Annotated in this window: 31 protein-coding genes and 2 pseudogenes; all 33 read right to left on the bottom strand. The window is 29.0% G+C overall.

Annotation, left to right across the window (positions count from 1 at the left end; all coding sequences use genetic code 11):
* Window positions 1-99: 99 nt before the first annotated feature.
* Complete coding sequence (locus ACWPW7_RS15750; protein WP_454054277.1) at window positions 100-1,029, bottom strand: GNAT family N-acetyltransferase; 930 nt, start codon at window positions 1,027-1,029, stop codon at window positions 100-102.
* 28 nt (window positions 1,030-1,057) lie between these two features.
* Window positions 1,058-1,630, bottom strand: a complete 573-nt coding sequence (locus ACWPW7_RS15755) for a GNAT family N-acetyltransferase (protein WP_454054278.1) — start codon at window positions 1,628-1,630, stop codon at window positions 1,058-1,060.
* Between the two features lie 122 nt (window positions 1,631-1,752).
* Window positions 1,753-2,580, bottom strand: coding sequence for a TrmH family RNA methyltransferase (locus ACWPW7_RS15760; RefSeq protein ID WP_454054279.1), 828 nt, complete (start codon window positions 2,578-2,580; stop codon window positions 1,753-1,755).
* A gap of 259 nt (window positions 2,581-2,839) precedes the next feature.
* Complete coding sequence (locus tag ACWPW7_RS15765; RefSeq protein ID WP_454054280.1) at window positions 2,840-3,400, bottom strand: cupin domain-containing protein; 561 nt, start codon at window positions 3,398-3,400, stop codon at window positions 2,840-2,842.
* Between the two features lie 325 nt (window positions 3,401-3,725).
* Window positions 3,726-4,211 (bottom strand): GNAT family N-acetyltransferase, encoded by a 486-nt coding sequence (locus ACWPW7_RS15770; protein WP_454054281.1) that lies wholly within the window; start codon window positions 4,209-4,211, stop codon window positions 3,726-3,728.
* A gap of 45 nt (window positions 4,212-4,256) precedes the next feature.
* The gene (locus ACWPW7_RS15775) at window positions 4,257-5,183 is read right to left on the bottom strand and encodes a GNAT family N-acetyltransferase (protein WP_454054282.1); all 927 of its coding nucleotides are present in this window, start codon (window positions 5,181-5,183) and stop codon (window positions 4,257-4,259) included.
* A 257-nt stretch (window positions 5,184-5,440) separates the two neighbouring features.
* On the bottom strand, window positions 5,441-6,016 hold the full coding sequence (locus ACWPW7_RS15780) for a GNAT family N-acetyltransferase (protein ID WP_454054283.1): 576 nt from the start codon (window positions 6,014-6,016) through the stop codon (window positions 5,441-5,443).
* A gap of 399 nt (window positions 6,017-6,415) precedes the next feature.
* A complete protein-coding gene (locus ACWPW7_RS15785; RefSeq protein ID WP_454054284.1) occupies window positions 6,416-6,754 on the bottom strand; it encodes a hypothetical protein in 339 nt (112 codons plus the stop codon).
* Window positions 6,755-6,778: 24 nt separating this feature from the next.
* Window positions 6,779-7,420 carry a serine hydrolase domain-containing protein gene (locus tag ACWPW7_RS15790; RefSeq protein WP_454054285.1) on the bottom strand — a complete coding sequence of 214 codons (642 nt, stop codon included), beginning with the start codon at window positions 7,418-7,420 and terminating at the stop codon, window positions 6,779-6,781.
* 66 nt (window positions 7,421-7,486) lie between these two features.
* Window positions 7,487-7,924, bottom strand: a complete 438-nt coding sequence (locus ACWPW7_RS15795) for a GNAT family N-acetyltransferase (RefSeq protein ID WP_454054286.1) — start codon at window positions 7,922-7,924, stop codon at window positions 7,487-7,489.
* Window positions 7,925-8,053: 129 nt separating this feature from the next.
* Window positions 8,054-9,229, bottom strand: a complete 1,176-nt coding sequence (locus tag ACWPW7_RS15800) for a hypothetical protein (RefSeq protein ID WP_454054287.1) — start codon at window positions 9,227-9,229, stop codon at window positions 8,054-8,056.
* A gap of 216 nt (window positions 9,230-9,445) precedes the next feature.
* A complete protein-coding gene (locus tag ACWPW7_RS15805) occupies window positions 9,446-9,589 on the bottom strand; it encodes a hypothetical protein (RefSeq protein WP_454054288.1) in 144 nt (47 codons plus the stop codon).
* Between the two features lie 303 nt (window positions 9,590-9,892).
* Window positions 9,893-11,140, bottom strand: coding sequence for a nuclear transport factor 2 family protein (locus ACWPW7_RS15810; RefSeq protein WP_454054289.1), 1,248 nt, complete (start codon window positions 11,138-11,140; stop codon window positions 9,893-9,895).
* Between the two features lie 364 nt (window positions 11,141-11,504).
* Complete coding sequence (locus ACWPW7_RS15815) at window positions 11,505-11,783, bottom strand: CD3324 family protein (RefSeq protein ID WP_454054290.1); 279 nt, start codon at window positions 11,781-11,783, stop codon at window positions 11,505-11,507.
* A gap of 338 nt (window positions 11,784-12,121) precedes the next feature.
* A complete protein-coding gene (locus ACWPW7_RS15820; RefSeq protein ID WP_454054291.1) occupies window positions 12,122-12,565 on the bottom strand; it encodes a GNAT family N-acetyltransferase in 444 nt (147 codons plus the stop codon).
* Window positions 12,566-12,733: 168 nt separating this feature from the next.
* Window positions 12,734-12,985, bottom strand: a complete 252-nt coding sequence (locus ACWPW7_RS15825) for a kinase to dihydroxyacetone kinase (protein WP_291563498.1) — start codon at window positions 12,983-12,985, stop codon at window positions 12,734-12,736.
* 175 nt (window positions 12,986-13,160) lie between these two features.
* Window positions 13,161-13,919 (bottom strand): APH(3') family aminoglycoside O-phosphotransferase, encoded by a 759-nt coding sequence (locus ACWPW7_RS15830; RefSeq protein ID WP_454054292.1) that lies wholly within the window; start codon window positions 13,917-13,919, stop codon window positions 13,161-13,163.
* Window positions 13,920-14,025: 106 nt separating this feature from the next.
* Window positions 14,026-14,508, bottom strand: a complete 483-nt coding sequence (locus ACWPW7_RS15835; RefSeq protein WP_454054293.1) for an NUDIX hydrolase — start codon at window positions 14,506-14,508, stop codon at window positions 14,026-14,028.
* Window positions 14,509-14,656: 148 nt separating this feature from the next.
* Window positions 14,657-14,950, bottom strand: coding sequence for a hypothetical protein (locus tag ACWPW7_RS15840; RefSeq protein WP_454054294.1), 294 nt, complete (start codon window positions 14,948-14,950; stop codon window positions 14,657-14,659).
* 197 nt (window positions 14,951-15,147) lie between these two features.
* On the bottom strand, window positions 15,148-15,735 hold the full coding sequence (locus ACWPW7_RS15845; RefSeq protein ID WP_454054295.1) for a GNAT family N-acetyltransferase: 588 nt from the start codon (window positions 15,733-15,735) through the stop codon (window positions 15,148-15,150).
* A gap of 41 nt (window positions 15,736-15,776) precedes the next feature.
* Window positions 15,777-16,220, bottom strand: coding sequence for an NlpC/P60 family protein (locus ACWPW7_RS15850; RefSeq protein WP_454054296.1), 444 nt, complete (start codon window positions 16,218-16,220; stop codon window positions 15,777-15,779).
* Between the two features lie 160 nt (window positions 16,221-16,380).
* Window positions 16,381-17,241 (bottom strand): hypothetical protein, encoded by an 861-nt coding sequence (locus ACWPW7_RS15855; RefSeq protein ID WP_454054297.1) that lies wholly within the window; start codon window positions 17,239-17,241, stop codon window positions 16,381-16,383.
* A gap of 93 nt (window positions 17,242-17,334) precedes the next feature.
* Entirely contained in the window at window positions 17,335-18,003 is a 669-nt protein-coding gene (locus tag ACWPW7_RS15860) for an acyltransferase (protein WP_454054298.1), read from the bottom strand.
* A gap of 450 nt (window positions 18,004-18,453) precedes the next feature.
* The gene (locus tag ACWPW7_RS15865) at window positions 18,454-18,837 is read right to left on the bottom strand and encodes a VOC family protein (RefSeq protein ID WP_454054299.1); all 384 of its coding nucleotides are present in this window, start codon (window positions 18,835-18,837) and stop codon (window positions 18,454-18,456) included.
* 183 nt (window positions 18,838-19,020) lie between these two features.
* On the bottom strand, window positions 19,021-19,800 hold the full coding sequence (locus ACWPW7_RS15870; RefSeq protein WP_454054300.1) for a class I SAM-dependent methyltransferase: 780 nt from the start codon (window positions 19,798-19,800) through the stop codon (window positions 19,021-19,023).
* 147 nt (window positions 19,801-19,947) lie between these two features.
* Window positions 19,948-20,709 (bottom strand): Nif3-like dinuclear metal center hexameric protein, encoded by a 762-nt coding sequence (locus ACWPW7_RS15875; RefSeq protein ID WP_454054301.1) that lies wholly within the window; start codon window positions 20,707-20,709, stop codon window positions 19,948-19,950.
* A 107-nt stretch (window positions 20,710-20,816) separates the two neighbouring features.
* Window positions 20,817-21,014: pseudogene (locus ACWPW7_RS15880) on the bottom strand (DUF6262 family protein); the annotation flags it as partial.
* 36 nt (window positions 21,015-21,050) lie between these two features.
* Window positions 21,051-21,608 (bottom strand): annotated as a pseudogene (locus tag ACWPW7_RS15885) (tyrosine-type recombinase/integrase); the annotation flags it as partial.
* Window positions 21,609-21,794: 186 nt separating this feature from the next.
* Complete coding sequence (locus ACWPW7_RS15890) at window positions 21,795-22,487, bottom strand: HAD family hydrolase (protein WP_454054302.1); 693 nt, start codon at window positions 22,485-22,487, stop codon at window positions 21,795-21,797.
* A 163-nt stretch (window positions 22,488-22,650) separates the two neighbouring features.
* Window positions 22,651-22,869: a hypothetical protein gene (locus ACWPW7_RS15895; protein WP_454054303.1), complete on the bottom strand. Its 219-nt coding sequence runs from the start codon at window positions 22,867-22,869 to the stop codon at window positions 22,651-22,653.
* A gap of 149 nt (window positions 22,870-23,018) precedes the next feature.
* On the bottom strand, window positions 23,019-23,774 hold the full coding sequence (locus ACWPW7_RS15900) for a Nif3-like dinuclear metal center hexameric protein (protein ID WP_454054304.1): 756 nt from the start codon (window positions 23,772-23,774) through the stop codon (window positions 23,019-23,021).
* A 17-nt stretch (window positions 23,775-23,791) separates the two neighbouring features.
* Complete coding sequence (locus tag ACWPW7_RS15905; RefSeq protein WP_454054305.1) at window positions 23,792-24,397, bottom strand: SGNH/GDSL hydrolase family protein; 606 nt, start codon at window positions 24,395-24,397, stop codon at window positions 23,792-23,794.
* 15 nt (window positions 24,398-24,412) lie between these two features.
* Window positions 24,413-24,871: a GNAT family N-acetyltransferase gene (locus tag ACWPW7_RS15910; RefSeq protein ID WP_454054306.1), complete on the bottom strand. Its 459-nt coding sequence runs from the start codon at window positions 24,869-24,871 to the stop codon at window positions 24,413-24,415.
* Window positions 24,872-24,884 lie beyond the last annotated feature (13 nt).

Below are 24,884 nucleotides of genomic sequence, written 5' to 3' on the forward strand. Positions count from 1 at the left end.
TATAGTATATAAATAAAATTAGTTACAGATTAAATAGATATAAAATATGATTAATATATAAATCATATTAATCAATTAAAAACCTATAGATATAGTAAACTACTTCTCTATTATTTCAAATTTCATATCCGTTAACTGAAGCCCCTTTAAGAAGCCTAAATTATGATATAATTCTTCTGCTTTATTTCCTATATCTACGTATAATCTAACTACTGGATATTCTTCATTTAAAACTGCAAGTGCACTTTTTAGCATTTTAGTTCCAATGCCCTTTCCAGCATAGCTAGGCTTTACAGCTATTTGAGATACCAATGGCCATTCTTGCCATATAGATATATAACAAATTCCTACTAATTTTTTAGTAGTTTTATCATATACTAAAGTAGATGCTCTATTTAAAATTTCCACATCTAAATTGCTATCAAAATACTCCTTAACCCATTCAGTATACTCATGTACACTGTAATTAAAATTTAACCCTTCATTATTTTGGAAAGCTTCATAGAGTAGCTTTCCCATTTCTAATTCATCTTCTCTTTTGGGAGAAGTAACATAATAGTTATCTTCCCAGTTAATATTAAAAGTTTCAGTTGGCCTTACCATCCAACGGCCACTTTCTACTTTTATAAAACCTAGTTTTTCATATAGTTTAACTTGATATGAATCAACTGTAGATGCCTCAATAGGTTTATCAGAATCTGACCAATGAACTAATATTTCTTTAAGTTTCTTCAGTACTTCATATTCATCTGAATAAGGTGGAATGAGAAATACTCCCTCTATAAAATTAGGCTTAATAAGTACTCCTCCTATCCTCCTACCATCCTTAAGTATCCAAAAACAATCATCTTCATCATCTATGATTGAACGCATTATATCATAATTCTTTTTAAACCATCCATTTGCCTTTTGTAATCCATAGTAAGTTGCATAATATTTAGAGAAGATTTCATGCTCTGCCCTTTGAAGTTCATAATCATCTCCTAAATTATATATATCTCTTTCCTTTGAATAATTCTCTAATGTCATTTATGATCCCCCCTGTGCTTTTTACTATTTAACTTTTTAGAAAATATATATCAGTTACTGATTTCCCTTTATAATCTCTAGGCAAAATATCCATATACACCTCATCATAAACTTTTCCACCTATAAAATGAGATTCCCGTCTTCTTCCAAATTCCTTAAAACCAACTTTTTTATACATTCCTATTGCTTTTTCATTATGAGAATAGACAACCACCATCACATTATGTAGATTTAATATGTTAAAACAATAATCTATAATAAGTTGCATTGCTTCCACTCCATAACCTTGTCCCCTAAAATTACTATCTCCTATTAAAATTGCTAATTCTGTTGCTCTATCTATATAGTTTATCTCTTTAAGCCAGCAGAACCCAATTAACTTATCTTCTTTTAAATCAACTATTGAGAAATGATTAGCCTTGCTACTATAATTTTCCCCAAAAAATTCTTTAGTACTTTCTATAGAATAATTGCCTGCTGCGTCTCCTAGTCCAATGGTTGTTTTCATATCCGTAAACCACTCTGCAAATTTTTCGTAATCTTCGTAAAGCATTTGTGCTAAATAACATTTCTCACCTATTAACTTCTTTAAATATCCCATTGTTTTCCCCCTATAATTTTTACACTTTACACTTTCCCTACCAAGTAGCATTAGCATAATCTTTAAAGCTTATTATTGTAGTAAAATTATTGTTTAATTTAAATTAAAACTTAATATTCACTTTAATTCCTAGAAAACTTATAAGATGCAATACCTACTGCTACGGATAAATTTAAAGAATCAATTTCCTTTGAATGTGCTATTGAAATACTCGTGCCAATGTTTAAAAACTTATCATCAAGACCAGTAGCTTCATTTCCAAAGACTAAAGAAAATAATTTATCTTCATCAGTTGCTATATTTTTAATGGAATTTTCTCCATCTATCATGAAAGTATAAATATTATGGTGAATAAAATCTTCAATATAAGTATTAAAGTCACTATAGTAACTAAAACTGATTTTAAAAAGTGCTCCCATTGATGCTCTTATAACCTTGGGATCAAATACATCTACTCCAGGGCTTATAACTGCTAAATTATCCATTCCAAATCCAACCATAGTTCTAATAATAGTTCCCATATTCCCCATATTACTTGGATTAACTAAAACTATATGAGACTTATTCCTATCTAAATCTAAACTATATTTTTTAAAAATTCCTATAACATAATAGTTTTCTTTATCTGTAATTCTAGAAAATATATCATCATTAACCTTTATATCTATGTTTTTACTTCTACATAGTTCATGTAAATTTATTCCATTATCCTTTTCTATATAACTAGACTTTACAACAATGCCTATAACCTTATCTAGTCTTGTATTAATTAATTCAATGGTTGCAAAGGCTCCAAAGGTATAAGAGTATTCAAACTGCTTTTTATATTTTTTAAGAATCATCTCTTTAAATTCCTTTTCATTACTTTCAAATTTCTTTCTTAGAAAAATTATACTATCTATCCTATAGTTCTTATATATCCAAAACAATTCTATATTAAAGTTGAGCAAAAAGAAGATCTTATTATCAAGATAATAAGATCTTCCCTAATACAAAGCATAATTTAATATGCTTGACCCACAAAAATTAATATATAGATTTTTTTAATATCCTATGATTTGCCTTACCCATCTATAGGGGGATTTTTTCCTTCATTTATTAAACTATTTACTCTTGCCATAAAAATAACTTATATTATAATTTAATTCTGCTGTGAAAAGCTATCTTTTGCAGATTTTTCACAGCCTCTTTTGATAAATGAATACAGCCTCATTCAGCAGCCTCTGCCTCTGCTTTAGTTTTATGAATTGTACCATGAGGGTGATTAGGTGGTGCATAGATAGAATACAATTTAAGCGGTTTATTACCAGTGTTTATTATATTGTGCCATTTACCAGCTGGTATAATGATTGCAAAATCATCATAGACTTTTCTTAGGAAATTCAAATCATCTTTACTATCACCCATTTTAACAATTCCTTGTCCTTCTTCAATACGTAGGAATTGATCAACATGTGGATGAACTTCTAAACCTATATCATCTCCAACATCAATGCTCATCAATGTAAGCTGTAAATGGTCTCCTGTCCATAAAGCGGTACGAAAAGTATTGTTTTGCTTAGTAGCCTCAGTAATATTAACTACAAAGGGATCTGGTCCATAATCCTTTAACTCATTTAAATAATCACTCCTTGCAAATCGCAAAGAGTAAGCCCATGAATCATACTCCATATCATCAGTAAAATAAGTATACTGATTATCAAACTGATTAGAAAAGTCTGTGGTATCCTCATAATAAGGATGCGAATAGTTTCTGTAGTAATTATACATTTTTTCCTTTCCTTTCATATGACTATAACATTATCATATGTTCTGTATATATATATTGTACTTCGATCCATAGATATGATATGAATCAAAATCTAATACCTAAATCGAAAAATTTATAAATTGTATAAAATCATAATTTTTAAGTATACATTATAATATTTTTCAACTGTTATTTTCTTGCTAGTTCACTGAAGTTTGGTTTATTCAAGCTATTAACCTTCACTAATAGTTTTAATTTACTAAAAAATAATAGGTGGCATCGTCCACCTATTATACTCAATTTCTCAGGTATATAACAATAAAACATTGTAGCACCGTTGAAATTTTAAATGTTTTTCAACATAGATATATTCTCATTTTTTTGATCTCTTATTTTGTATTCTAAACTTTTATATAATGAAAAAGCAGGTTTGTTATATTTAAAAACGTTGAGTAATATTTTATTAAGTCCTTTTTCTTTTGCTTCTTTTTCAAGCAAAAGTAAGGTCTGTTTTCCATAACCTTGTTTACGGAACTTTTCAAGTATTAAGAAATCACAAATAAACGCTATATCTTCCTTATACTTTTGATACCATATAAACCCTACGCCCTCATTATCACTATTTACAACCACATAAATATAATTATCCTTTGTGTACTTTCCTTGTGGAAGCAATTCATTAAAACTTTTTTTTGCATTTTCAAGCGCATTTTCCTCGCTGGATAAGCCGGATTTTATTAAATCTTTTGAATAAGCTAGAATATCCCACTCAGCGAATTTATCAAATTCATCATCACTCATTTCTCTAAATCTTATATTAAAATCCTCCATTTTCTTTCTCCTTTTTAGTTCGTCAAATATGAAAATTGCGTACTATTAAAATTTTTTTCTCCAATTCCAAATTTCATTAATTCTCTCAACTTTAAAACCTAAATCCCAATAAAATTGCTGATCTCCTCCAAGCATTCCTCTACACTGTGGTGACATCTTCATAACTCGATTAGCCGCCTCATATATCAATGCCCTTCCCATTCCCTTTCTTCTACACCACCATACAACTCCAAGGGGCTCTAATTCACAATAAGGCATTTTTTCGTTGTACCAAATGATAGCAAATCCCACTGGTTTTTCTTCATCATCCAATACGCATAAATCAAGTTCTGGTTTATACCCTGGCATTTTTCTTAAATCATGAAATCCTCTTTCTCCTGTTTCCGCTATAGGAAGTGTATAGTTAAAAGAAAACATATGAGTATTGGAAAGAAAAAAATCTGGTGTTTGGGTTCCATCAACTATCTTATATCCATTTGGAAGTATAATATCAAATTTCTTCTCTAAAAACGGAAGTATTAAAGCTCGCTCCACTTTTTGAGATAACTCATATCCTCTCTCTTTTGCCATCTTTTTTACCGAATCATATTCTGGTGGAATTACTACATGTAAGTATCTTGTATTATTTTCATAGCCTTTTTTAAAGCAAGAGAGATGTGTTTCTGCATGATGAAACATTCTCTCTAGTAGTTCTCTATCTCTTTGTCGTTCTAAAGAATCAAAGAGGAAGAAGGCATCTCCATGCCATACTCCTTCGCATATAACTGCCGAAATGATATTACCCTCTTCCTCCCATATACCTACTATATGTCTCCAATTATCTTTTACATTTGCCCATGCACTGTGAACTCCACGGCTAAATTCATGACGACTTACTCCCCATGGTGGATTACCCCATGCATAACTATTTAAGACAAGTTGTTCTAATTTTAGAAAGTCTTTCTCCGTATAATATTTAAAAGAAATACTCATAATTCTCCCCCATTCTACATCAAAGCTCATTTGTTATAAATTTTACCATCTATGCTCATCTTCTTATCCTCAGTTTACAATTATAATCCAGTGCCAATTGTTTTTTGCTATACTAAGTATTTCAGTTTTTGTATACATATTTTACGCCCCCACCCTTTAATGATTATTATATATATTAGTCACCTCTAAAAAGCGAAGATTATTTATATCAACATAATTATTAAAATAATCAACTATGTTGTTTAAGTTTTTTGAATTTATTTCTTTGCTATATTTTTTAAATAGTCTTCTTTTGTTAATCCAAAACATATTTCATCGTAATATCTTCCATTCATATAAATGTTTTGTTTGAGTACACCTTCCTGCTCATATCCAAGTTTTTTATGCATTTTAATAGATGCTTCATTTCCCTCTAAAACAGTTGAAGAACATTTATTTAATCGTCTTTCCATAAATCCATATTTTATAATTATTTTCATAGCACTTGTTCCATACCCCTTGCCTTGGTACTCTGCTGCAATTCTAATACCAACACCAAAAGTTCCATGACTCTCATTATCTATTCCTAAACCTATTCTTCCAACATGTATACCCTCTAATGTGTCTATTGCAAAGATTATACTAGAATTATTTGCAGTACTATTCTCTACTCCCTTACAATATTCTTTTGCACCTGAAACTGTTGGTGGTAAATCAACTTTATATCCTGCTAATCTACCTAATGAACTATCAAATCCAGTATAATAAATCCACTCCCAATCATCTTCACTCCAAGGTCTTAATCTCACTAAATCATTTTGCCAGTAATAATTATCATATATAATTTCTCTCATAAAAAATTCCTCCATTTATTTTGTTTGCAATATAAAAATATTAATATAACTACCAAGTAAATTTATATTTATTAAAACTTTTAATATACTGTAGAACCAATATATATTTGGGAATATACATTATTTTTTTCATTATCAATGCTATATTTAATTCTTCATTTCTATAAATAAAAACTAATATTCACTTAAACTTTTAGAAAGTTCATAAGATACAATACCTTTTTATAATTTCCAAATTTATTCCTAAAAAAATTGTACTATTTTCTTAATAATTCTTATATATCCAAAATAGTTCTATATTAAAGTTGAGCAAAAATAAGGCCTTGCTATTAAATTAAATTTAATAACAAAGTACTTTGTTCTAACACATGGCATAATTTATTATATTTAAACCAAACACTAATCAAACATTTCTAATATAGCTTTATTGTACTTCCATACATTGTTATAAGCATTGCTCATTATTACAACTTTTAAGTTCTTTTCTAAATCAACAAAGGAATTAAATCTTATTCCTGGATCATCTCCCATAAGAGAATATCTATAAGAGCCATTTTCTTTTTCATATAGCCATACTCCATATCCATACTTGCTTCCATCATCTTGTGCTTGTGGCGAAAGCATAGTTTGTGTAAGCTCCTTTGATATTAATTTATACCCCAAGAGACAATTCCAAAATTTTGTCATATCATTAGCAGTAGTAAATGCTCCTCCAGCTCCTGTTCCCTTCACATCCACACTATAAATATTAGTTCTAAACTCTCATGTAGCTTTATCATATATATATCCATTAGCACATCCTGCAGGTAATCTATCCAGTTCAAAATAACCCGTATCATTCATATTACAAGGCTCAAATATATTTTCTCTTATATAACTATCAAAGCTTTTACCTGTTACCTTTTCTATTATTAAGCCCAGAATTACATATCCTGAATTATTATATTTAAATTTACTTCCTTTTTCATATTGCATTGGCTTTTCAATGAATAGTGGAAGCAGCGCTGATGAATTTCTTATTTTATACATAGGATAATCTATCCATAGTTCTTCATAATCCTCCATAATGTCCTCATCAAAATAATCTGGTATTCCTGAGGTGTGATTTAAAAGCTGATGAACTGTAACTTCTTTGTCTATTTGATGAAAATTAAAATCTAATATACTGCCTATTGTAGTATTTAAATTTAATAATCCCCTTTTAATGAGTTGCAATATTGATACAGCAGTAAAAACTTTACTGCCTGAAGCTATGGGAAATCTTGTTGTGATTTCATTTGCTCTAAAGTTACTTCTATCCGCATATCCATAGGCTTTACTATAAATCTCCGCGTCCTTATTACTAATATAAATTACTCCACTAAAATCTTTATCTAATAAATTATCAAATTCTCTACCATCCATAATTTATCTTTAGTAAGAGATATATTGTAAATACCAAGCTCTCACTAAATTCTCCTTTCTTCAAATTTATAAATCTACCTTTAAAATTTCTTCGCCCCAACGTAATTCTCCAGTTTTTTTAAAGCCAACTTTTTCATATAACTTTTTAGCAACATTATTTTCAGGTTTTACACTTGTATACAGTTTATTATCATCATAATTATCTTTGATTAGTTTTTTTAGTTTTAAAAGAGCCATTTTGCCATATCCATGACATTGATAATCCTTGTCTATCATAAATCTTCGTAATCTGTATGCCTTAAAATCTTCATCATAAAGATACATCAAAAATCCAACCATTTTGTTATCATCATATATTGCAACTGGATAATTTCTATCATCATAATGAGATTGAAGTACAGAAAATGTATTATTTACAACAAAATTATTTTGTTCTTCTAATACCTCTAAATTAACACACTCAAGCCAATTATCCTTATCTACAGCTTTAAAAGTGATCCCCATGTTATCGCCCCTTCTATAGAGTAGTTATAATATTGTGTAGAAAGCTAATTATCTTTCTACACAATATTAAATTACATAACTTATTTATTATTTTAAAATTTTATTATAAACCTACATCAGCTTTAGCGTTTACTCAACTATATCTGAGAAATGCATATGGTTGAATTTCCACTTTCCATCTTTTTTTACTAGTACTCCAAAGAATTTCATAGCGTAAAGAGGTTTTTCTTTAGCATTTATTATAATATCTAAGCAATTAGCCATTGATGTTATCATTTTATATACAATTTCTTTATTAGATTCTTCCGTTTCATTTAAGTAGTAGTTTAAGCTATTTTTAGCCCAATGAGAAACCTTGTCCTTTTTCCAAGTAAATTCTATAAGTGCCTTTGAATAAACTACTGCTACATCATCTAAAATAGAAATATATGCATTTTCCCTATTTAAATTGAAATCTCCCCAATACTTCCAATCTCCTTCAAATAATTCCTTGCCTTCATCAAACCCATGAAAGTTCTCTCCTTGGTCTGTTCCAAATATAAATAAATTTCCATCCTTATGAAGTAGCTCATCTCCATAGCTGTCCACTAAATTTACATCCCGTTTATCATAAGCTTCTTGAAAGACTTGCAATACTTTTTGAATTTCCTCTATCTCTAAATTTTCTTCCTTTTCTACTGGAATAAGCTTAAATTTATCCTCCACATTATAGTTATTAAGTATTATCTCTAAACCATTTCCACTAAAAGATATCTTCATATGCTTTATCATCCAATTTAAATTAGTGTTAACCATTACCATTGTCACTCTAAAAGGCTCTATATATTTTTCTTCTTGGCTTATATATTTTTCCTCTGAGTTTAGATTAACTATCCCTTCTGAAATTTCATTTATAAGTTTAGCTAAGGTTCCTTTTGATACATTGTCGTCATTTAATTCCTTAGATAACTTGTTTATCATATTTTCATAGATTTTTTCTTCACTTATATTTCTTGTATTTTTCCCCGAAATAGATACAACAGCTACTTTACCTTCTAAATTTATAACTGCATTATTTACATCAAGTTCTATATGTTGTAGATATTTTTCTGCCTTTGTCCAGTAACTATTTATTTCATCCTTTATATTTTCTATTCCAAAACACCAACTATTTAATCCTGCCCCTACAAGACTTGTATCTTTCTCGTCTACAAAAAACTTCTTAACAAAAGCTTCTGCATTATGGTGATTTCCTTCGTTATATTGTTTTTGAAAATCTTTTAAAACTACCTTTATATCTTCAATTGTCTTATTCTTTTCTCTCATTTTATACTCCCCCTTAATACCTTAGTTAGTGTAAAGTTTTTTTCACTATCTCATATGACCTGTATAAAATTAAAAATTTAAATTTATTTCTAAAAAAATTATACTATTCTCCTTATAATTCTTATATATCCAAACTAGTTCTATATTAAAGTTGAACAAAAAATAGCTGTGATAAACATCATACTCGCCACAACATTAATTTCTTAAACTACCTTTTTAAAAGATATTTTTCCATTCTTGATCTTGCCTTTCATTAACTGCGAAAATATATAAAGAATGACCATCTCCTCTCACAGTCCATGTTCTATACCACAAATCTGTATCTACTAACTTTTCAAGTTGTGTATTCTGACTATCCATACCAAACATTTCCCCATATACAGCTAGTGTGTCTATATGATTATCCTCTCTCCAAATTAATGTAACTAAATAATTTTCATCATCTTCTTCTGTTTTTTCAATAATAGGCGAGCCATTTTTTCTAATTTCATTCCAAAATTCTTCTAAAGCTTTGCCTTTATCACTTTTTAGCTCCTCGTATAAATTCTGTATCTTGGACTAATTATTTTTGGGTTATTTTTCATATCCATCCTCCCACTTTATTAGTTAGTATAAAGTTTTTTACACTATCATACCTTAAAATTTATCTTAAACTTATTTACTTTAAATGCTATCTATCTTTTCTTCAAATATCCAATAAAATGGAAATGAAAAATGTATATAGTTAAATACAGGTTTATCTCCACAATTTGAAACTAACGCTGTTAATCTGATAGGACAAGTATAATTTGTACCTATTGCACTCTCTTTTAGTGCATAAGATACACTTCTGTGAGCCGCAAATAGTTTTTCTTTTGAGGTAAGATTAGATTTAAATAGATTGTCCAGTTCCGCTAAGGCACCTTCAGCAAGTTCATCAGCTGCCAATTCTTGTTTCAATGTACCTGAAACTGTGACCCAAGCCATTTCACCTGTCTTTGTAGCAATGGCATGTTCTAAGTCTATAGAAAGACTTGAAGCGCTGCTTTTTTCAAAGAATTCTTTGATCTGATCCACCCCATAATACCATTGGTTATCCACTCCCATAACATAGGGAATACTATAAGCTGTAAAACATTTACTTATCAATTTTTTTGAAATATTTTCTTGCCCCACAAGCTCTGTCTCTAGACTCTTTAGAAGAGATTTTATCTCCATATTCACTTGATTATTTTTATATTTACAAGCCATAGCATTGTACTTATTGTAACTTTCCACATATTCTTTGGAGCTTTCAAAACGCTGATCTGGAAAATTAGCCTTTGGTATGGAAAATTGGAGATGAGCAAATTTCCACCTGCTCTCTCGTTTTAGTAGAACTCCACTTAAACATACAGCCCATAAGTATTCTCTCTTCTCATCTGATCGCTGATGGTAAGTTAGAGCCAACACCCAATTGATAAAAGCAATTTTCTCTTTAGATGTAAGTTCTGTTTCTTCAGCCTTATTTTTTATGAAATTAACATGACGATCATATCTTTCTGGTGTATCTTCAAAAGTGTGTTTCACAGAAGCTGTAGTGGCAAACCAGGCAACTTCATCTTCAACAGAAATATGTGCCATTTCCCAATCCATATTGAAATCACCCCAATATTTCCAGTCATCTCTAATCAACGTTTTTACTTCTTCGCTGCCTAAAAATAATTCTTCTGTTGAAGTTCCAAGAACAGAGACATCTTCTCCAATAATAAAAAGTTTATCCATAAAAGCATCAACTTTTTCTATATCACGTTCAGTATATCCAACCTGAAACTGCCTGAGAACCTCTCTAATATCTCTATGATCCTCAGTTGAATCATGAAATATATCTTTTTCCTCTGAAAACTTTCTTAAAGATTTATTATCTAAGTATTGTATTCCAAATTTATTCATATCTAAAATACCTCATTTTCCCCTTTAATATCTTTTATTTTAATAGTCTAAGTTCATATTGAAATATTTCCTATGGATGTACCACTTTTAAACTTAATTTATGAATTCATATGACTGGCGAACACTGTTCGCCCCTACAAAAATCTATTAAATAAATTAATTTGTAAAAATTAATTTTAACCATAATTGTCAATTATCAATTCTCAATTTTTAATTGATTGAAAGTCTCCCTACTAAAATTTTACTATTTAATAAAGTTATATTATATATCCAAAACAGTTCTATATTAAAGTTGAGCAAAAAAACGTCTTATTATCAAAATTATATTGATAATAAGACGTTTTCACTGATTTTATTTTTTTGTTTAAGCACTTAATTTTCTTTCCCTGCTTATAATTCTTCTTATACTCTGTTCAGAAAGAAAGTATTCATTTGCAAGGTCTGCAACTTTAGCTCCACAAGTATATTTTTCAAAAATTTCATTATTCCTTTTCTTAAGGCTATCTCTTGTTCCATTTTTTTCGCCCCAAGATTTTTCATTTTCACTTTTTCTAGGGATATATAAGTATTCCCCATCTATATATTCTTGAATTAATTCTATTATCTCCTCTGGTAACACATTGTGTGCTTTAACATATTTCATATTTTTGCTCCTCCTTAATTTTTATAAATTAAGGCAAAGACCTATGAAAAAGTAAGCTCATGTATTATGGGAGCCTAGTTTTTAGCATCTTCAACGAAATATCTAATGAAAGATGCCTTTTAGCTAATAGATACATTAGGCTCCAAGCAAAGCATAGCTAACTGAGTCATTATGGTCTTTGCTTGAAGCATATCATTTACAGTACAATTAAATACATTATAACTTCTCATAAAACATCACTCCTTTTTACCCTATAACATATAATTATATGTTAAGCTCTAAATTCCTTTTATTATTTTTTTATCTAATTAATAATATGCAGTATAAATAATTTTTATTTATACTGCATAACTCTTTCTAAATCCCATAATCTTTCTAAATTTATTTCTTGTATAAAACTCATAGACCTCTTCATCCGCAAGCAATTCTATTCTTGTTTTAGGATATAACTGATGACAAATATCTAATAAAGCTTTTCCTATTCCTTTCCCTCTATAATCTGTATTCACTATAATCTCTGCTATAAAGGTAATGATATTACCATCTGTAAAACCTCGTACTAGTCCAACTATTTTCTCTCCTTCAACAGCTACAATAGCAATACTAGAATTTTTCCATGACTCTAAGCTATCCTTATCTCTATTTATAAATGCCATCCATCCTTCTTCTTTATACAAGTTTTGAATAGAAGAAAAATCCCTCTCTTTAAATCCTCTAACACTAACTCCTTGGATTAATTCAATGTTAAATAATGATTTATCATTTATAATATTATCTTCCATAGAACACCCTCCAATATCTATTAAGAAAAACCTAATTTATAAAACTCTTACTATAAATAATTAAAATTATTATAAATAGATTATTTTATAATCTATTTGAAATTGTTTATATAGGTCTATATATTTCTGATTAGGTAAATTGAAATTTGCAATGATTTTTTATACTATTTAACCTTGAAGACCCTTGGACTGTCTTTCCATATTTTCTATAACGATATCATGAATATCACCTAGTGAAGCGCAATATTCAAGCACTTTCCATGGGGTATTTGTGTGAAAATGAATTTTAATCAATTCCTCATCACCAACCACAAGTAAGCAATCACCTTCAATATTTTTTGTAATATACTCATTTATTTTATCTTCTGAAAGACTTTCTCCTTCAATCAATAGCTGTGTATCAAATTTATATTCAATCATAAATTATTCTCCTTTACATCTTATAAGTTCTAAATTTATCTGTATACTGTAAATAGATTATAACATAACATAATAGCTTCTAAATAATAAGGTATTTTTATAAATTATTCACTTTTTTACTTGTGATTTTAAAATCTAATATTATGAATTAAGTAACTACAGATCATGCTCAAACTTAGAACAACTCATCTAATAAAATATAATATTTTATCTTTTCCCAATTTGGTTCTATCCCCAACTCTTTTATGAACATCTCTGTGTATTTTGGTTCAAAATCCATTAGTTCGCGAACACATAATGCAATATCTTGATAAAAATCACTTACACCAGCTCGTCCCATATCTATAAAGCCTGTAATCTCGGTTCCATTCGTAAAGTAATTATTAAAACAATAGTCTCCATGGGAAAAAATCAGTTCTTCTTCTGGCTTATTCTCTATAAGATATCTATATACATCTTCAGGAGTATATAATCCCTTTGTATATACATTTTTATCTATTCTTCCTGTTAAGCCACTTTCAATTCTTTCTTTTGCCTTCTCTAGTTTTGTATCTATTCTGCTATCAAAAGGACAATCATAAACATCTACACTTTGTAATAATTTAATCCCCTTGGCAGCTAACGCTACTAACTTTTCTGGCCTACTGCGATAACCATCATCTTCTAGCATCTTACCTCTAGCAGCTTCAATTAACATATATGAAACATTATCCTCTACAACTCTATAAACAATTTTCGGTACTGGTAGTTTCCCTATAAGCCACTGATACATATCATACTCTCTTATAACTTCATCATTTATCTTTTCAATTTTTAAAAAGAATTCTTTACAAGCATCATAGTAACGGATCACCTTTGCTCTAGACATACCTTCCTTACATTCTTCAGACTGCATCAATACTACTATACGTTTTATCTCTTTTGGTAAATACATATTATACCTCCACTGATATTTTTGCTATATGAATATCTTGCCTAATATAGCCATTTAAATTAGGTAACAGTCCAATAACCATTTTTTAGTTTATAAATGTTGCAAATTAAACTCTCACTTCCGCCACATGTTCTATTACTTCTGGTAGTTGTAAAATATTCTTCTTTATAAGTAATGGATATATATTCAAATCTTTAATTTTATCTATATCTTTCCAATAAAACGTAAGAGTATGTTTTTTATTCTCTTTAAATATAAAACTCTCCCCTTTATTTATCAATTCATCATCCATCATATCTAATAAATAATAGAAACATATTTCGTGAAAGTTCTCATTGAAATACTCTTCATGAAATAAGTTTTCATGAACCCATAGCATACGATTAACTTTAACCTCAGTATTTAATTCTTCTCTTATTTCTCTAACTATTGCATATTCACTTAACTCATTCATCCCAACTCTACCACCTGGAATATAATAATAAGGTGAATGTTCATCTTTCATAATTAATAATTTATTATCGTAAATTATAATACCTGCTACTCTATAATTAAATCTTCCCTCATCAGTTTTAAATGAAATATCCATATTTAAAATCTCCCTGTCTAATCAATCATTTGTGTAATATCTAAAGTTCCAACTCAATAATTGGTTTAATAATTACTTTCTAAAATTTTTATAACTTCTACGTTTTACAAACATATCCTATAAAACTCTTTTAATTATCATATATTAATTAAAAGAAAATATATGGTAAATTTTTATCCCAATTATTAACACCACACTCTAATACTTTCGCTTTATTTAATGATTTATCAAAAACAAATTTGTTTAACCATTCTACAAAGGCTTCTGATCTATAAGAACAACCTGCCTTTTCACCATTCTCATACCACCAATAAGAATGATTGTTTTGCTTATCAAATAACCAATTCATAAACTTATTACTGTATTCTATTAAATTATCTGTAATATTTTCAGGACAATCAATTATATCTGCATCTATATCAAACTTAACTACTACTCTCATTATTATTACCTCACATTTTTTAGTTTTTCTCAAATAATCTTATAATTATCTCTTAAGTTATATCATATTATTATATTTTTCTATTAAACTATTAAACAAAAACAATTTTTATTTTATAATACCCTATTATTCAATTTTCAAAGAGCATGTTTTGCTTTTAATTCATTTAATAATCATAAAATAAATGAAGAAAATACTCATTTTATTCGCTTCTTCATTTTTATTGGATATCCAAATCCCTGAATAACAGTAAAAAAATTAAAGCTTTTTTTATATACCTTAAATCCCAATTCCTCATATAGTCGTTTTGCATTGGTGTTTTTGGATAGCACTTCTAAATAACATTTATCGTATTCTGGTAATTGGCATGCAAAATCTAACAGCTTTGTAGCTATTCCTTTTCCGCGCATATCTGTATCCGTAGTCAAGTAATCAATATATAAATCAGAATCCTTCTTTACTGCTGGAGTTTCTGCAATCATCTTAAGCTGTTTATATATTATCATTCCTTTAATTTTTCCGAATATCTTTTGACATACTTGAATATCAAAGCAAAATACTCTTTTTTTATTTGTGCCAATACCAAGAACTCCAACAATTTTTTCCTTATAACAACAAACATAAATCATTGAAGTATCTAAAGACGGTAAAAAGAGTTCAATTAATTCGAACTTATTTTCTGTAAATAAGAATATGTTTCTAAATCCATCAACAAATAATTCAACAGTTTCACGTTTTTTTGCTTCATGTAAATCACTAAGACAATATACCTGTAAATCAACCATATACACAATCTCCTATTACATAAATAGTGATAATTTTATATCTAATAAGTTTTTCTTTGAAACCCAAGCATAATCCGTTCAAGTGGCACCCATCCAATGAACTTTGGTTTTTCCCATCCTGGAGCAGCTACTAACTTTTCTATATCAAGGTAATTATCAACCCTTACTTTATCCCAAGCATGGATGACCTCTCCATTGCCCATAGACAAACCAACATGTCCCCAATTTTTATATTCATCATTAATTACTCCTGAGCAGTCATAAAAAACAAAGGTTCCTTTTGGAGGTATATCTGTATGCTTATATGCTTCATATAAATCAGCAGATTCCTTTGCAGTATCTCCACCAAAGATTTCAATATCATTACTTCTCTCTAATGCATCCTCTACAAAAGCCAAACAATGATAACAATATTCTCTAGAATTCAAATGATTTTTAGCCCACTCAATTGTATTATTGACATACTTCTCATAATTTTTATCCATATATTATCCCCTTTTTATAATATCTAGTGTACTTTCTATACACCGATTAATTTTATTTTATGCATATAATCTGTATGCTATATGATTTATTAGTTTGCTTATAACTTTTATTTATAAAATAAGAAAATTGCGACTTTTCACTAAATATTAATTTAGTTGACTAAAGTATACATTTATAACATCTATAGTTATCTTTAATCTCAAATCCTGCAGCTAAAGCTGAATTTAATTCATCAGTACAATCTTCATCAATAAAATATACAATTTCCTTTAATCTACCAAATTCATTATATAACTGCATCAACATTTCATTGATTAAGATACTTTCAATACCACTATTTTTATATTCTTCATCAATAAATAATCCAACGACTTCTTTTTCTTTTGGGTCTAGTAATCCGTTAACAAAAATGCTTCCATGAATCCCTCCATCTTGTCTAAAAACAAATACTCGAAAACGCTCTATATTCTTTTTCAAATTTTTGCTATTATAATACATTTCTAAAGGAATAGCATATTTATCATGAAATATAGCATATTCTTCAAAATTATCTTCGGTAATTTTTTCTATGCAATTATGTCTTTGAGTAGAATGTATTTTTAAATTATATAATCTTGTGTCAAAACTAGCATCGATACATTCTATATTCTTTTTCTTAAAATATTGGTTTGCATTTTCATTAGAAACTGGTACACCTATAAATAATTCATGTCCTGGCAATTGCTTACTTATATAATCAATTAATTCTTCTGCAATTTGTTCATAATTTTCTCTTATTAAAAACATTTCTGTTTGTGCATATTTTTCATCATGTTCCCAAAAATAAACACAAACTCCTGATAATACATCTTCCCTATAACAAGCTAATATATTTCTATTATCTGAGCGGATAGCTCTTTTAATATTTTTTTTAATATCATTCATTGATTTTCTCCTTGGATAGCTAGCATATAAATCATTTTGACTTAATTCCCATGCAAAATCAATTATTTCCTCAAATTTATAATTTGTTTTTATCATCTCTTATCTTTAGTTAGAGAATGTATAACAAGTACCAAACCCTCACTAAAACTCACCTCTTTTCTTTTTATACTCTTTTTCGTGTATAGCATGTTAATAACTTTGTTTTCTCTCTACAATTTCACCACTATTTTTCAAAATACTATTCTCTGGAATATAACCCCTCACAGAACATAATGGATAAACAATACTACCTTTCCCTAATATTGTCCCTGGGTTTAAAACTGTATTACATCCTACTTCCGCTGAATCACCTAAAATTGCACCAAATTTCCTTAAACCAGTTTCAATAATATCTGTACCATATTTTACTTTTACTAACGTTCCATTGGACTTTAAATTAGAGGTTATTACACCTGCCCCCAGATGGGATTTATACCCTAATATTGAATCACTAACATAATTATAATGCGGGACCTGCACTTTATTGAAGAGAATTGAATTTTTAATTTCAGTTGAGTTTCCAACGACAACATCATTACCAATGATAACATTTTCTCTAATGTAAGCAGAATGCCTGATTTCACAATTATAACCGATAATTGCTGGACCTTTTATCAGAGCACTTTTTTCAATAGTAGTGCCTTTGCCAACCCATATAAATTCCTCTATTCTTTCAAAATCATTTGGCAGAGCTTTTGCGTACTCAAAAATGAAAGTATTAATTCTTGTAAGAACTTCCCAAGGATGCTTAACCCCTCCAAATATTGCTTGTGCGTCTAATTCTCTCAATGTAAAAAGTTCATCAACGGAAATGCCCATTATAATCCTCCTTAATGTATTTCGCAATATCTTACTAATTGCCACTTACTTAATACTTTTTAATTTATTTAATTGCTCTCTTAATCTTTTATTTTCATCTTTAACTTTTCCAATTTCTTCTATCATCCACAATAAACAATTGCGACTATTTTCTATAAAAACTGCGGCTTATTTTCCTTTGTATTTTTCTTATAGTTATTTTGCACAGACATACTCTCTTACAATTTTAAATCTAACATATTTAGAACTCACACCAATTGATTATATTTTACTCATAATAGTACTTATTCCGATTAATCATGGAATAAGTACTATATAAATGTAATATTATTGAGCTCTTAAAAGCATTATTTTTGCATTTAGAATATATATCCTTCATTCTTTATTTGAATTACAAAACAAAAACACTGTATATTCCCGTTGAATAACACGGTATTATGAATAAATTATTTAATTTCCCTTTATACCAAACCCTATCCATCTACCATCAATATCCTCAACTACAAATTCTTTATTATGGTAATCCGTACAAAATAATGGACGAACAATATTTGCACCCATATCTTTTAATTCTTCTTGTAATTTTTCCTGATTATCTGTTATAAAATATGCATCATAACCATATCCATATAGCTTCCTATTTGGGATTACTTCTTGTCCATTTGATTTTGTTAATATAATTTCTGTAGAATCACGATATAAACAAATATGTGGTTCTTTTCCGCCAAGATATTGCACTGCTTTAAATCCCATTACTTTCTCATAGTAATCTGATGTCTTTTTTATATTGGGTGTTGGAAACACACAATGTGACATATACAACATTTTTCCCATAATATTTATCCTTTCTAATAAATACTTTAATACATAACCTATATTACAATTGTGATTTAAGCACGCTGACTTTACCCACATTATAATATATTTTCAAATTTATAAAGTTTATCTATAAAACATTGAAATGCACTTTTGTTCTTTAGTTCATCATGAATAATTAATAATTTAAAGCCAATATCTCTACAGTTTTTGTGCAAGATATAAGTCTACTGTATCATTAATAATTAATTCATTTCCAAATTCTTCGATTGCTGTTCTAATATTATCAAAAAGCTGAGATTTTATTGATTTTTCTAAAGCTAAATGGTCTGAATAAGTATTCAGTAACTCTATATATTCAACTCCAGTCATTTTCCTGATATTATGGTATAGTTTAAACTCAATATTAGTAAATCCATACTGCTCTATTTTATTTACCATACTTGAATACATCCTTGATTTATCTTCATTATTGGTTACCTTATAACCCCACTGCGGTAAAAGCTCATTATAAATAGACTGGATTTTTTGATGTAGTGGATTGTCCTTATCATTTGTAGATGGTCTATTCCAAAATAAAGCAATCGTACCACCTTTTTTTATTATCCTATATGACTTTTTATATCCAATTTCATCCGGTATCCAATGGAAAGCCGTAGCAGAATATAACATATCAAACTTATTATCCTCACAATCATAATCTTCAAAAACAGATTGAACAACATTCAGATTTTTATAAGACTTGAACTTTTCTCTTGTGTATGAAGAAAGATTTTCACCTAATTCAACTGCTGTTACCTCACATTTTGTTTTTAAAAACGGCTCTGTAGCTTGACCTGTTCCGCAACCTACCTCTATAAGTGACTTGTCCATCCCAATTTCTGCATATTTTATTATATCTTTAAATAGTTCAGTTCCATAATTTGGACGCCTCTTTTCATAATTTAAAACTACATCATCAAATAAATGTTTTATATCCAAGTTATCATCTCCAATCCATATATAGTGTAGTGCACCCTACACTGACTTATTTTACTATCTTTATACATAGACTACATATAATTAATGTAGTCTATAATTTAATTGTTAAATTCTTTTAAGTTATACGTATTTCTCTGTTATTATGTCTTATTTTATATTTGCTTCATAATGCTCTTCATTAAGTTTCACTACTTCAAGTTCTTTTTTATTCTCATTCAATTTCAATGCTAAACTTTGAATTCCAAATAATTCTGTGAAAGTATGACTCCCAATGATAAGATTTATCCCTTTAAACTTAGCATATTGAATCGTATACAAATTACATTCACCTGTAATGTATACATCACACTTATTTTCAACTGCTTCCTTAAGACAAGTTGTTGGCCCTCCATTACCACAGACTAAGCCCACTCGCTTCACCTTTTTGTCATTAAACTGCCAAAATCTAACTGGTTCTTCAAGTAGATTTTCAATATTTTTTACTAATTCATTAAATTCAATTTCTTCATCATATTCTGCAACTCTACCAAAATATAGCCCTTCCCATTCGTGGGTTCTTTTAACATTTTCTAAATTCAATTTTTTTAATAAACTATCATTTGTTCCAAAGTTACAGTCATCAAGTGGCAAGTGATTATAGTAGTGACTTATACCATACTCTGCTAGTTTTTCTATGCATGCCTCTTTTAATCCATATATTTCATCCCATGCATCGTGGTGTGTCACCATCATATCAACTCCATGAATTCTTGCTTCCTCTATAGTTTCAAGCGTTAGATTAACACAGTATCCTAATTTTTTAACTTTTTTATCTGCGCGGTATGTAATCCCAGATTCACTAGAATAGATTTCCTTATTTGTTACATTAAAAAGATCATTAATTCTTTCAACAATATGTGAAACATCCATATACTTACCTCCTCAATTTCATCATGTTTTGCCTTCAATTCTCATTATTACCTTGGTTGTAATCAATTTCTTTGTATTACATCATAATACAAAGAAATTTTGTGTACTTACATTTTTTCATACAGCTTACCTCTTAGTATCTCTAACTGCTCCCTCAGCTTCTTATTTTCTTCTTCAAGTTCCTTAATCTTTTTATCTTTCGCCATTATGATAATGTCCTTAGCCTTAGAAGTCTTATCATATTTAAGCCTTTGATTCATTTCTCTACTAACCTGCTGTTGTCTTAAATCCTCTATTCTTTTCTTCTGCATATTTCTTTAATCCTTTAGTATTACCAGCCATTATAATACATCCTTCCTTGAAGCTCCATTTTTATGGAGTATCTTTTGGTCCCTAACTCTTTCGAGTGTATTTTCTAATAATTTTAAGCATGTTTTGTTCTTCTCTGCCCAAAGCTCTCTACCACATCTTTCACTAACTTCTATCTGTTTCTTAACATAATCTATTTCTTCTTCATATTCAGATATATTTTCAACTATAGTGCAGAAACTTGCACGAGTTAAACAATGATTCATTTGTTGCTTACAAGACAATTTAGAAGATTTAAAGCACACACCAAAAGGTACTCTTACAGCATCTAAATTCTTTTTAACATATTCATACCTTATAAGATTTTCACCATCATCAGAGCTTAAATCTACTTGTTCAAGATTATTGGTTTCAGTATTAACTCTAAACAAGTCTAAATCCTCTGTATTCTTCCATTTCTCGTAAAGAGTATTTTCTGTTACTGTGGCATAATGAACAGTCATTTTAAGACTTTGATGCCCTAATATTTGTTGTATAATACTAATACCCATACCTTGCTCTACGTACTCTTTTGCCCTTGTATGTCTTAGAGGTTGATAGGTTTTTAATTCGTAATTTTTTTGTATTGCGACGCAAAAACACCGTAAAATTCAATTTATGAATAATGCGGTGTTTGAGCAAATTGTTCGTTTTTTTAGTTATGACGTTAAATATGAAAAATGCGTAATATATTAACTAAACTGCTTTACTCATATTTGCATAAAAAGTTTAAAATATTACTTGGTCAACATTTCAACTGGCTTATATGATATATTCATAAGTTCAGATATATTATTAATAATATATCTTGGAATATAATATTTTGTATCCCATACTTGCCCATTACTTAACCAAACAGAGGCTAAGCCAGCATCAATTGCTCCTTTTATATCACACAAAGGGTTGTCTCCAACAAATAATGTAGTTTCCCTATTTGAATTGATTCTAGATAAAGCAAGATGAAATATTTCAGGGTGAGGCTTTCTAATATTAACTTCTTCAGAAATAATTATAGTTTTCATATATTTTCTTAAATTTAATTTATCAATTTTTGTATTTTGAAAATCGGAATGGCCATTTGTTACAACTCCCATTTTTATATTCTTATTCATAAGGAAATCTAAAACTTTATATACGTTAGCCATAGGTTCAGCACATTTTGGAAATTCCTCATTCCAAAAATCAATTAATTCTTTTAAATTAGGTTTATATTTCCATGAAACTCTGCTTTGTAAATCTTTGAACATTTCTTCTCTTGATCTATATCCTCGCCAATCAATTTCAAAAAAAATATCTCTCATAATCAACTTACTATCATAGTTCAATGCATTTGAATATTTCAGTTTAAAAAGGTCAACAAACTTACACAATGACTTGTTTCTATCATGTATAGTATCATCCAAGTCAAAAAGTATTGTATCAAAAATCATATATTTAACCCCCTAGGAGATATTACTACATAACTATGTACTCCAAAGAATACAGCAGTAGTAGTTATTTCTGGACTCCCCGTCCAACCTAATTTTTTAAGATTCTTCTCATTATCGCTAATAATAATTTTAGGCTTACTTTTAGTACTTCCCCAGAACGTCGCTAGCCTCTTATTTGCTCATCTATAATTGACAGTACCTTGGAACTATCTCCATTAAAATTTTTGTCCACATATATATTCTCCTTAACCTGTGTATATCCACAGAGTGGAACTGTCATTTTATATCCAAGGCTTGTAATTTGAATAAAGAATATCCCAATAAGAATTAGCATAAGTGCTATAGGCACTATAATCACATGTTTCTTTTTGATTTTGTTCATTGGTCCCAATCCTTGCTAATGATTTTTAATTCATTATATATTACTATAATGAATTAATTATAACATATTTTGTAAATACCGCATTATTCAATTTTCAAAGAACATTGTTTGCATCTCTTATTTAGTAGTTATGTCGTCTAATAATCATTTTATTCAATATGCTCTTCCTCTATCTTAACAACCTCAATATCTTTATAGGAATTCTTAATTAATTCACATAAACTCTCCACTCCAAATATTTCAGTGAATGTATGGCTTCCTACAATAAGATTTATATTTGCCTGTTTTGCATATTGAATTGTATATAATATCTTTTCTCCAGTAAAATATGCATCACACCCTAAGTCCACAGCTTCCTTCATATCAATAGCTGAGAATCCTGCCCCTGTTACAACCCCTACTTTCTTAATTTTCTTATCATTATTCTTCCAAACACGAACTGACTCCTCTAACAAACTTTCTATGTTATCTGTTAAAATCTCAAGACTTATAGGCTCATCTACCTCTCCAACTCTTCCATTGTAGAATCCTTCCTCCTGAGCAAATTTTTCTGTAACTCTAAAACCTAATTTTTCAAGCAATGAAACACTTGTACCAAACTCAGCATCATCTAAGGGAGCATGTACATAAAAATGAGATATATTATTCTCTTTTAATATACTAAGAACCTGTTTTTTCATTCCATCTATCCATTCCCATGCATCATGATGAGTTATTAGTAAATCCACTTTATTAACAACCGCTTCTTTAGCTGAATCTGGAGTTAAATTAGTACAATATCCTACTTTTTTGATACTGTCTCTTCCTATATTAGTGAAGCCATATTCTCCTTTTCCCTCTACTAGATTTAGTTTTTCCTTGGTAAATACATTTACAATTAATTTCTCAAAATCTTTTATTAGCATATTTTTACCTCCAGCTTTTATATTGAATTTAAGTATCCTGCAATAAAGGCCCCTTGTAATCTCCTAACTTCATCTTTAAAATGTACATGGTCATAATAAATATCTCCACCTAAATTTTTAGTAAAGTTATATAAATCTATAATTTTCACATTACCTTCTTTCATAACTGATGTTGAAATCTCATTATATTTTTCAACTTCACTACTATATCTTAGAACTCCAGCTTTTCTTGCATTATGAACTTCATCAATAATAGGTGTTAAGGATATCCATATAACTTCTTTTGACATCTCTTTAGAAATTTTAATGCTCTCCTCTAAATTACTTTTATATTTATCTATTTTAATTTGAACCACATTAGATTCTCTATCCCTTCTAAGATCATGCATTCCACAATTTATTATTAGAACATCATATATACTTCCTAATTTATGCTCCTCTTGCAAATATTCTAAAACCATACTACTATCTCCTGCATTAGCACCAACTGGTTTGTCTAAATCCACCAGAGCATGCTCTAATCCTCTTTTTCTATCATAGGTAAATTTGTCCTTTATCATTTCTCTAAGGTATGGACCATAATGGATTGATATACTGTCTCCTATTACAAATAAACTCCTCATAGCCTTCACCTATTTTTACCAAGCATTTATCATTTCATAAAACTCTTTGTCCTCACCATTCACATGCCACATAAACTCTTCACTAACTGTAAATCCTAATTTTTCATAAACTTTTATGGCTCTTTGGTTAAATTTAGCAACTAGCAAGGATATCTCAGTAAACTTATACTTTTCTCTTCCAAATTCTAAAAGAGCTGTTACTACTTCTACCCCCATGCCTTTACCTGTTAATGAAGGTTTCATTTGAACTCCAAATGAAACTCCTTCCTCATCAAATTCAAAACAGCAGTTTCCTATTAATTTATTGCTTTCATTATATATAGCATAGGTATTCTCTTCTTTATGAAGGTTTAGTGCCCATTCTTTTTTTAATTCTGTTTTGTCATTATCATAAAAGGAATACTCTCCTTCAAACTTCCAAGTAGCAATCTCTCTTGAATCAGCTTCTGTAGGTTTTCTAAATTCTAGATTCATTTACAGTTCCTCC

Source organism: Clostridium sp. Marseille-Q7071, assembly GCF_965112025.1.

What these genes read in the sequence shown, in the direction of transcription:
- ACWPW7_RS15750 (WP_454054277.1), bottom strand. Translation starts at nt 1,029, where the DNA reads ATGACATTAGAGAATTATTCAAAGGAAAGAGATATATATAATTTAGGA.
- ACWPW7_RS15755 (WP_454054278.1), bottom strand. Translation starts at nt 1,630, where the DNA reads ATGGGATATTTAAAGAAGTTAATAGGTGAGAAATGTTATTTAGCACAA.
- ACWPW7_RS15765 (WP_454054280.1), bottom strand. Translation starts at nt 3,400, where the DNA reads ATGTATAATTACTACAGAAACTATTCGCATCCTTATTATGAGGATACC.
- ACWPW7_RS15770 (WP_454054281.1), bottom strand. Translation starts at nt 4,211, where the DNA reads ATGGAGGATTTTAATATAAGATTTAGAGAAATGAGTGATGATGAATTT.
- ACWPW7_RS15775 (WP_454054282.1), bottom strand. Translation starts at nt 5,183, where the DNA reads ATGAGTATTTCTTTTAAATATTATACGGAGAAAGACTTTCTAAAATTA.
- ACWPW7_RS15780 (WP_454054283.1), bottom strand. Translation starts at nt 6,016, where the DNA reads ATGAGAGAAATTATATATGATAATTATTACTGGCAAAATGATTTAGTG.
- ACWPW7_RS15790 (WP_454054285.1), bottom strand. Translation starts at nt 7,420, where the DNA reads ATGGATGGTAGAGAATTTGATAATTTATTAGATAAAGATTTTAGTGGA.
- ACWPW7_RS15795 (WP_454054286.1), bottom strand. Translation starts at nt 7,924, where the DNA reads ATGGGGATCACTTTTAAAGCTGTAGATAAGGATAATTGGCTTGAGTGT.
- ACWPW7_RS15800 (WP_454054287.1), bottom strand. Translation starts at nt 9,229, where the DNA reads ATGAGAGAAAAGAATAAGACAATTGAAGATATAAAGGTAGTTTTAAAA.
- ACWPW7_RS15805 (WP_454054288.1), bottom strand. Translation starts at nt 9,589, where the DNA reads ATGGATAGTCAGAATACACAACTTGAAAAGTTAGTAGATACAGATTTG.
- ACWPW7_RS15810 (WP_454054289.1), bottom strand. Translation starts at nt 11,140, where the DNA reads ATGAATAAATTTGGAATACAATACTTAGATAATAAATCTTTAAGAAAG.
- ACWPW7_RS15815 (WP_454054290.1), bottom strand. Translation starts at nt 11,783, where the DNA reads ATGAAATATGTTAAAGCACACAATGTGTTACCAGAGGAGATAATAGAA.
- ACWPW7_RS15820 (WP_454054291.1), bottom strand. Translation starts at nt 12,565, where the DNA reads ATGGAAGATAATATTATAAATGATAAATCATTATTTAACATTGAATTA.
- ACWPW7_RS15825 (WP_291563498.1), bottom strand. Translation starts at nt 12,985, where the DNA reads ATGATTGAATATAAATTTGATACACAGCTATTGATTGAAGGAGAAAGT.
- ACWPW7_RS15830 (WP_454054292.1), bottom strand. Translation starts at nt 13,919, where the DNA reads ATGTATTTACCAAAAGAGATAAAACGTATAGTAGTATTGATGCAGTCT.
- ACWPW7_RS15835 (WP_454054293.1), bottom strand. Translation starts at nt 14,508, where the DNA reads ATGGATATTTCATTTAAAACTGATGAGGGAAGATTTAATTATAGAGTA.
- ACWPW7_RS15840 (WP_454054294.1), bottom strand. Translation starts at nt 14,950, where the DNA reads ATGAGAGTAGTAGTTAAGTTTGATATAGATGCAGATATAATTGATTGT.
- ACWPW7_RS15845 (WP_454054295.1), bottom strand. Translation starts at nt 15,735, where the DNA reads ATGGTTGATTTACAGGTATATTGTCTTAGTGATTTACATGAAGCAAAA.
- ACWPW7_RS15850 (WP_454054296.1), bottom strand. Translation starts at nt 16,220, where the DNA reads ATGGATAAAAATTATGAGAAGTATGTCAATAATACAATTGAGTGGGCT.
- ACWPW7_RS15855 (WP_454054297.1), bottom strand. Translation starts at nt 17,241, where the DNA reads ATGATAAAAACAAATTATAAATTTGAGGAAATAATTGATTTTGCATGG.
- ACWPW7_RS15860 (WP_454054298.1), bottom strand. Translation starts at nt 18,003, where the DNA reads ATGGGCATTTCCGTTGATGAACTTTTTACATTGAGAGAATTAGACGCA.
- ACWPW7_RS15865 (WP_454054299.1), bottom strand. Translation starts at nt 18,837, where the DNA reads ATGGGAAAAATGTTGTATATGTCACATTGTGTGTTTCCAACACCCAAT.
- ACWPW7_RS15875 (WP_454054301.1), bottom strand. Translation starts at nt 20,709, where the DNA reads ATGGATGTTTCACATATTGTTGAAAGAATTAATGATCTTTTTAATGTA.
- ACWPW7_RS15890 (WP_454054302.1), bottom strand. Translation starts at nt 22,487, where the DNA reads ATGATTTTTGATACAATACTTTTTGACTTGGATGATACTATACATGAT.
- ACWPW7_RS15895 (WP_454054303.1), bottom strand. Translation starts at nt 22,869, where the DNA reads ATGAACAAAATCAAAAAGAAACATGTGATTATAGTGCCTATAGCACTT.
- ACWPW7_RS15900 (WP_454054304.1), bottom strand. Translation starts at nt 23,774, where the DNA reads ATGCTAATAAAAGATTTTGAGAAATTAATTGTAAATGTATTTACCAAG.
- ACWPW7_RS15905 (WP_454054305.1), bottom strand. Translation starts at nt 24,397, where the DNA reads ATGAGGAGTTTATTTGTAATAGGAGACAGTATATCAATCCATTATGGT.
- ACWPW7_RS15910 (WP_454054306.1), bottom strand. Translation starts at nt 24,871, where the DNA reads ATGAATCTAGAATTTAGAAAACCTACAGAAGCTGATTCAAGAGAGATT.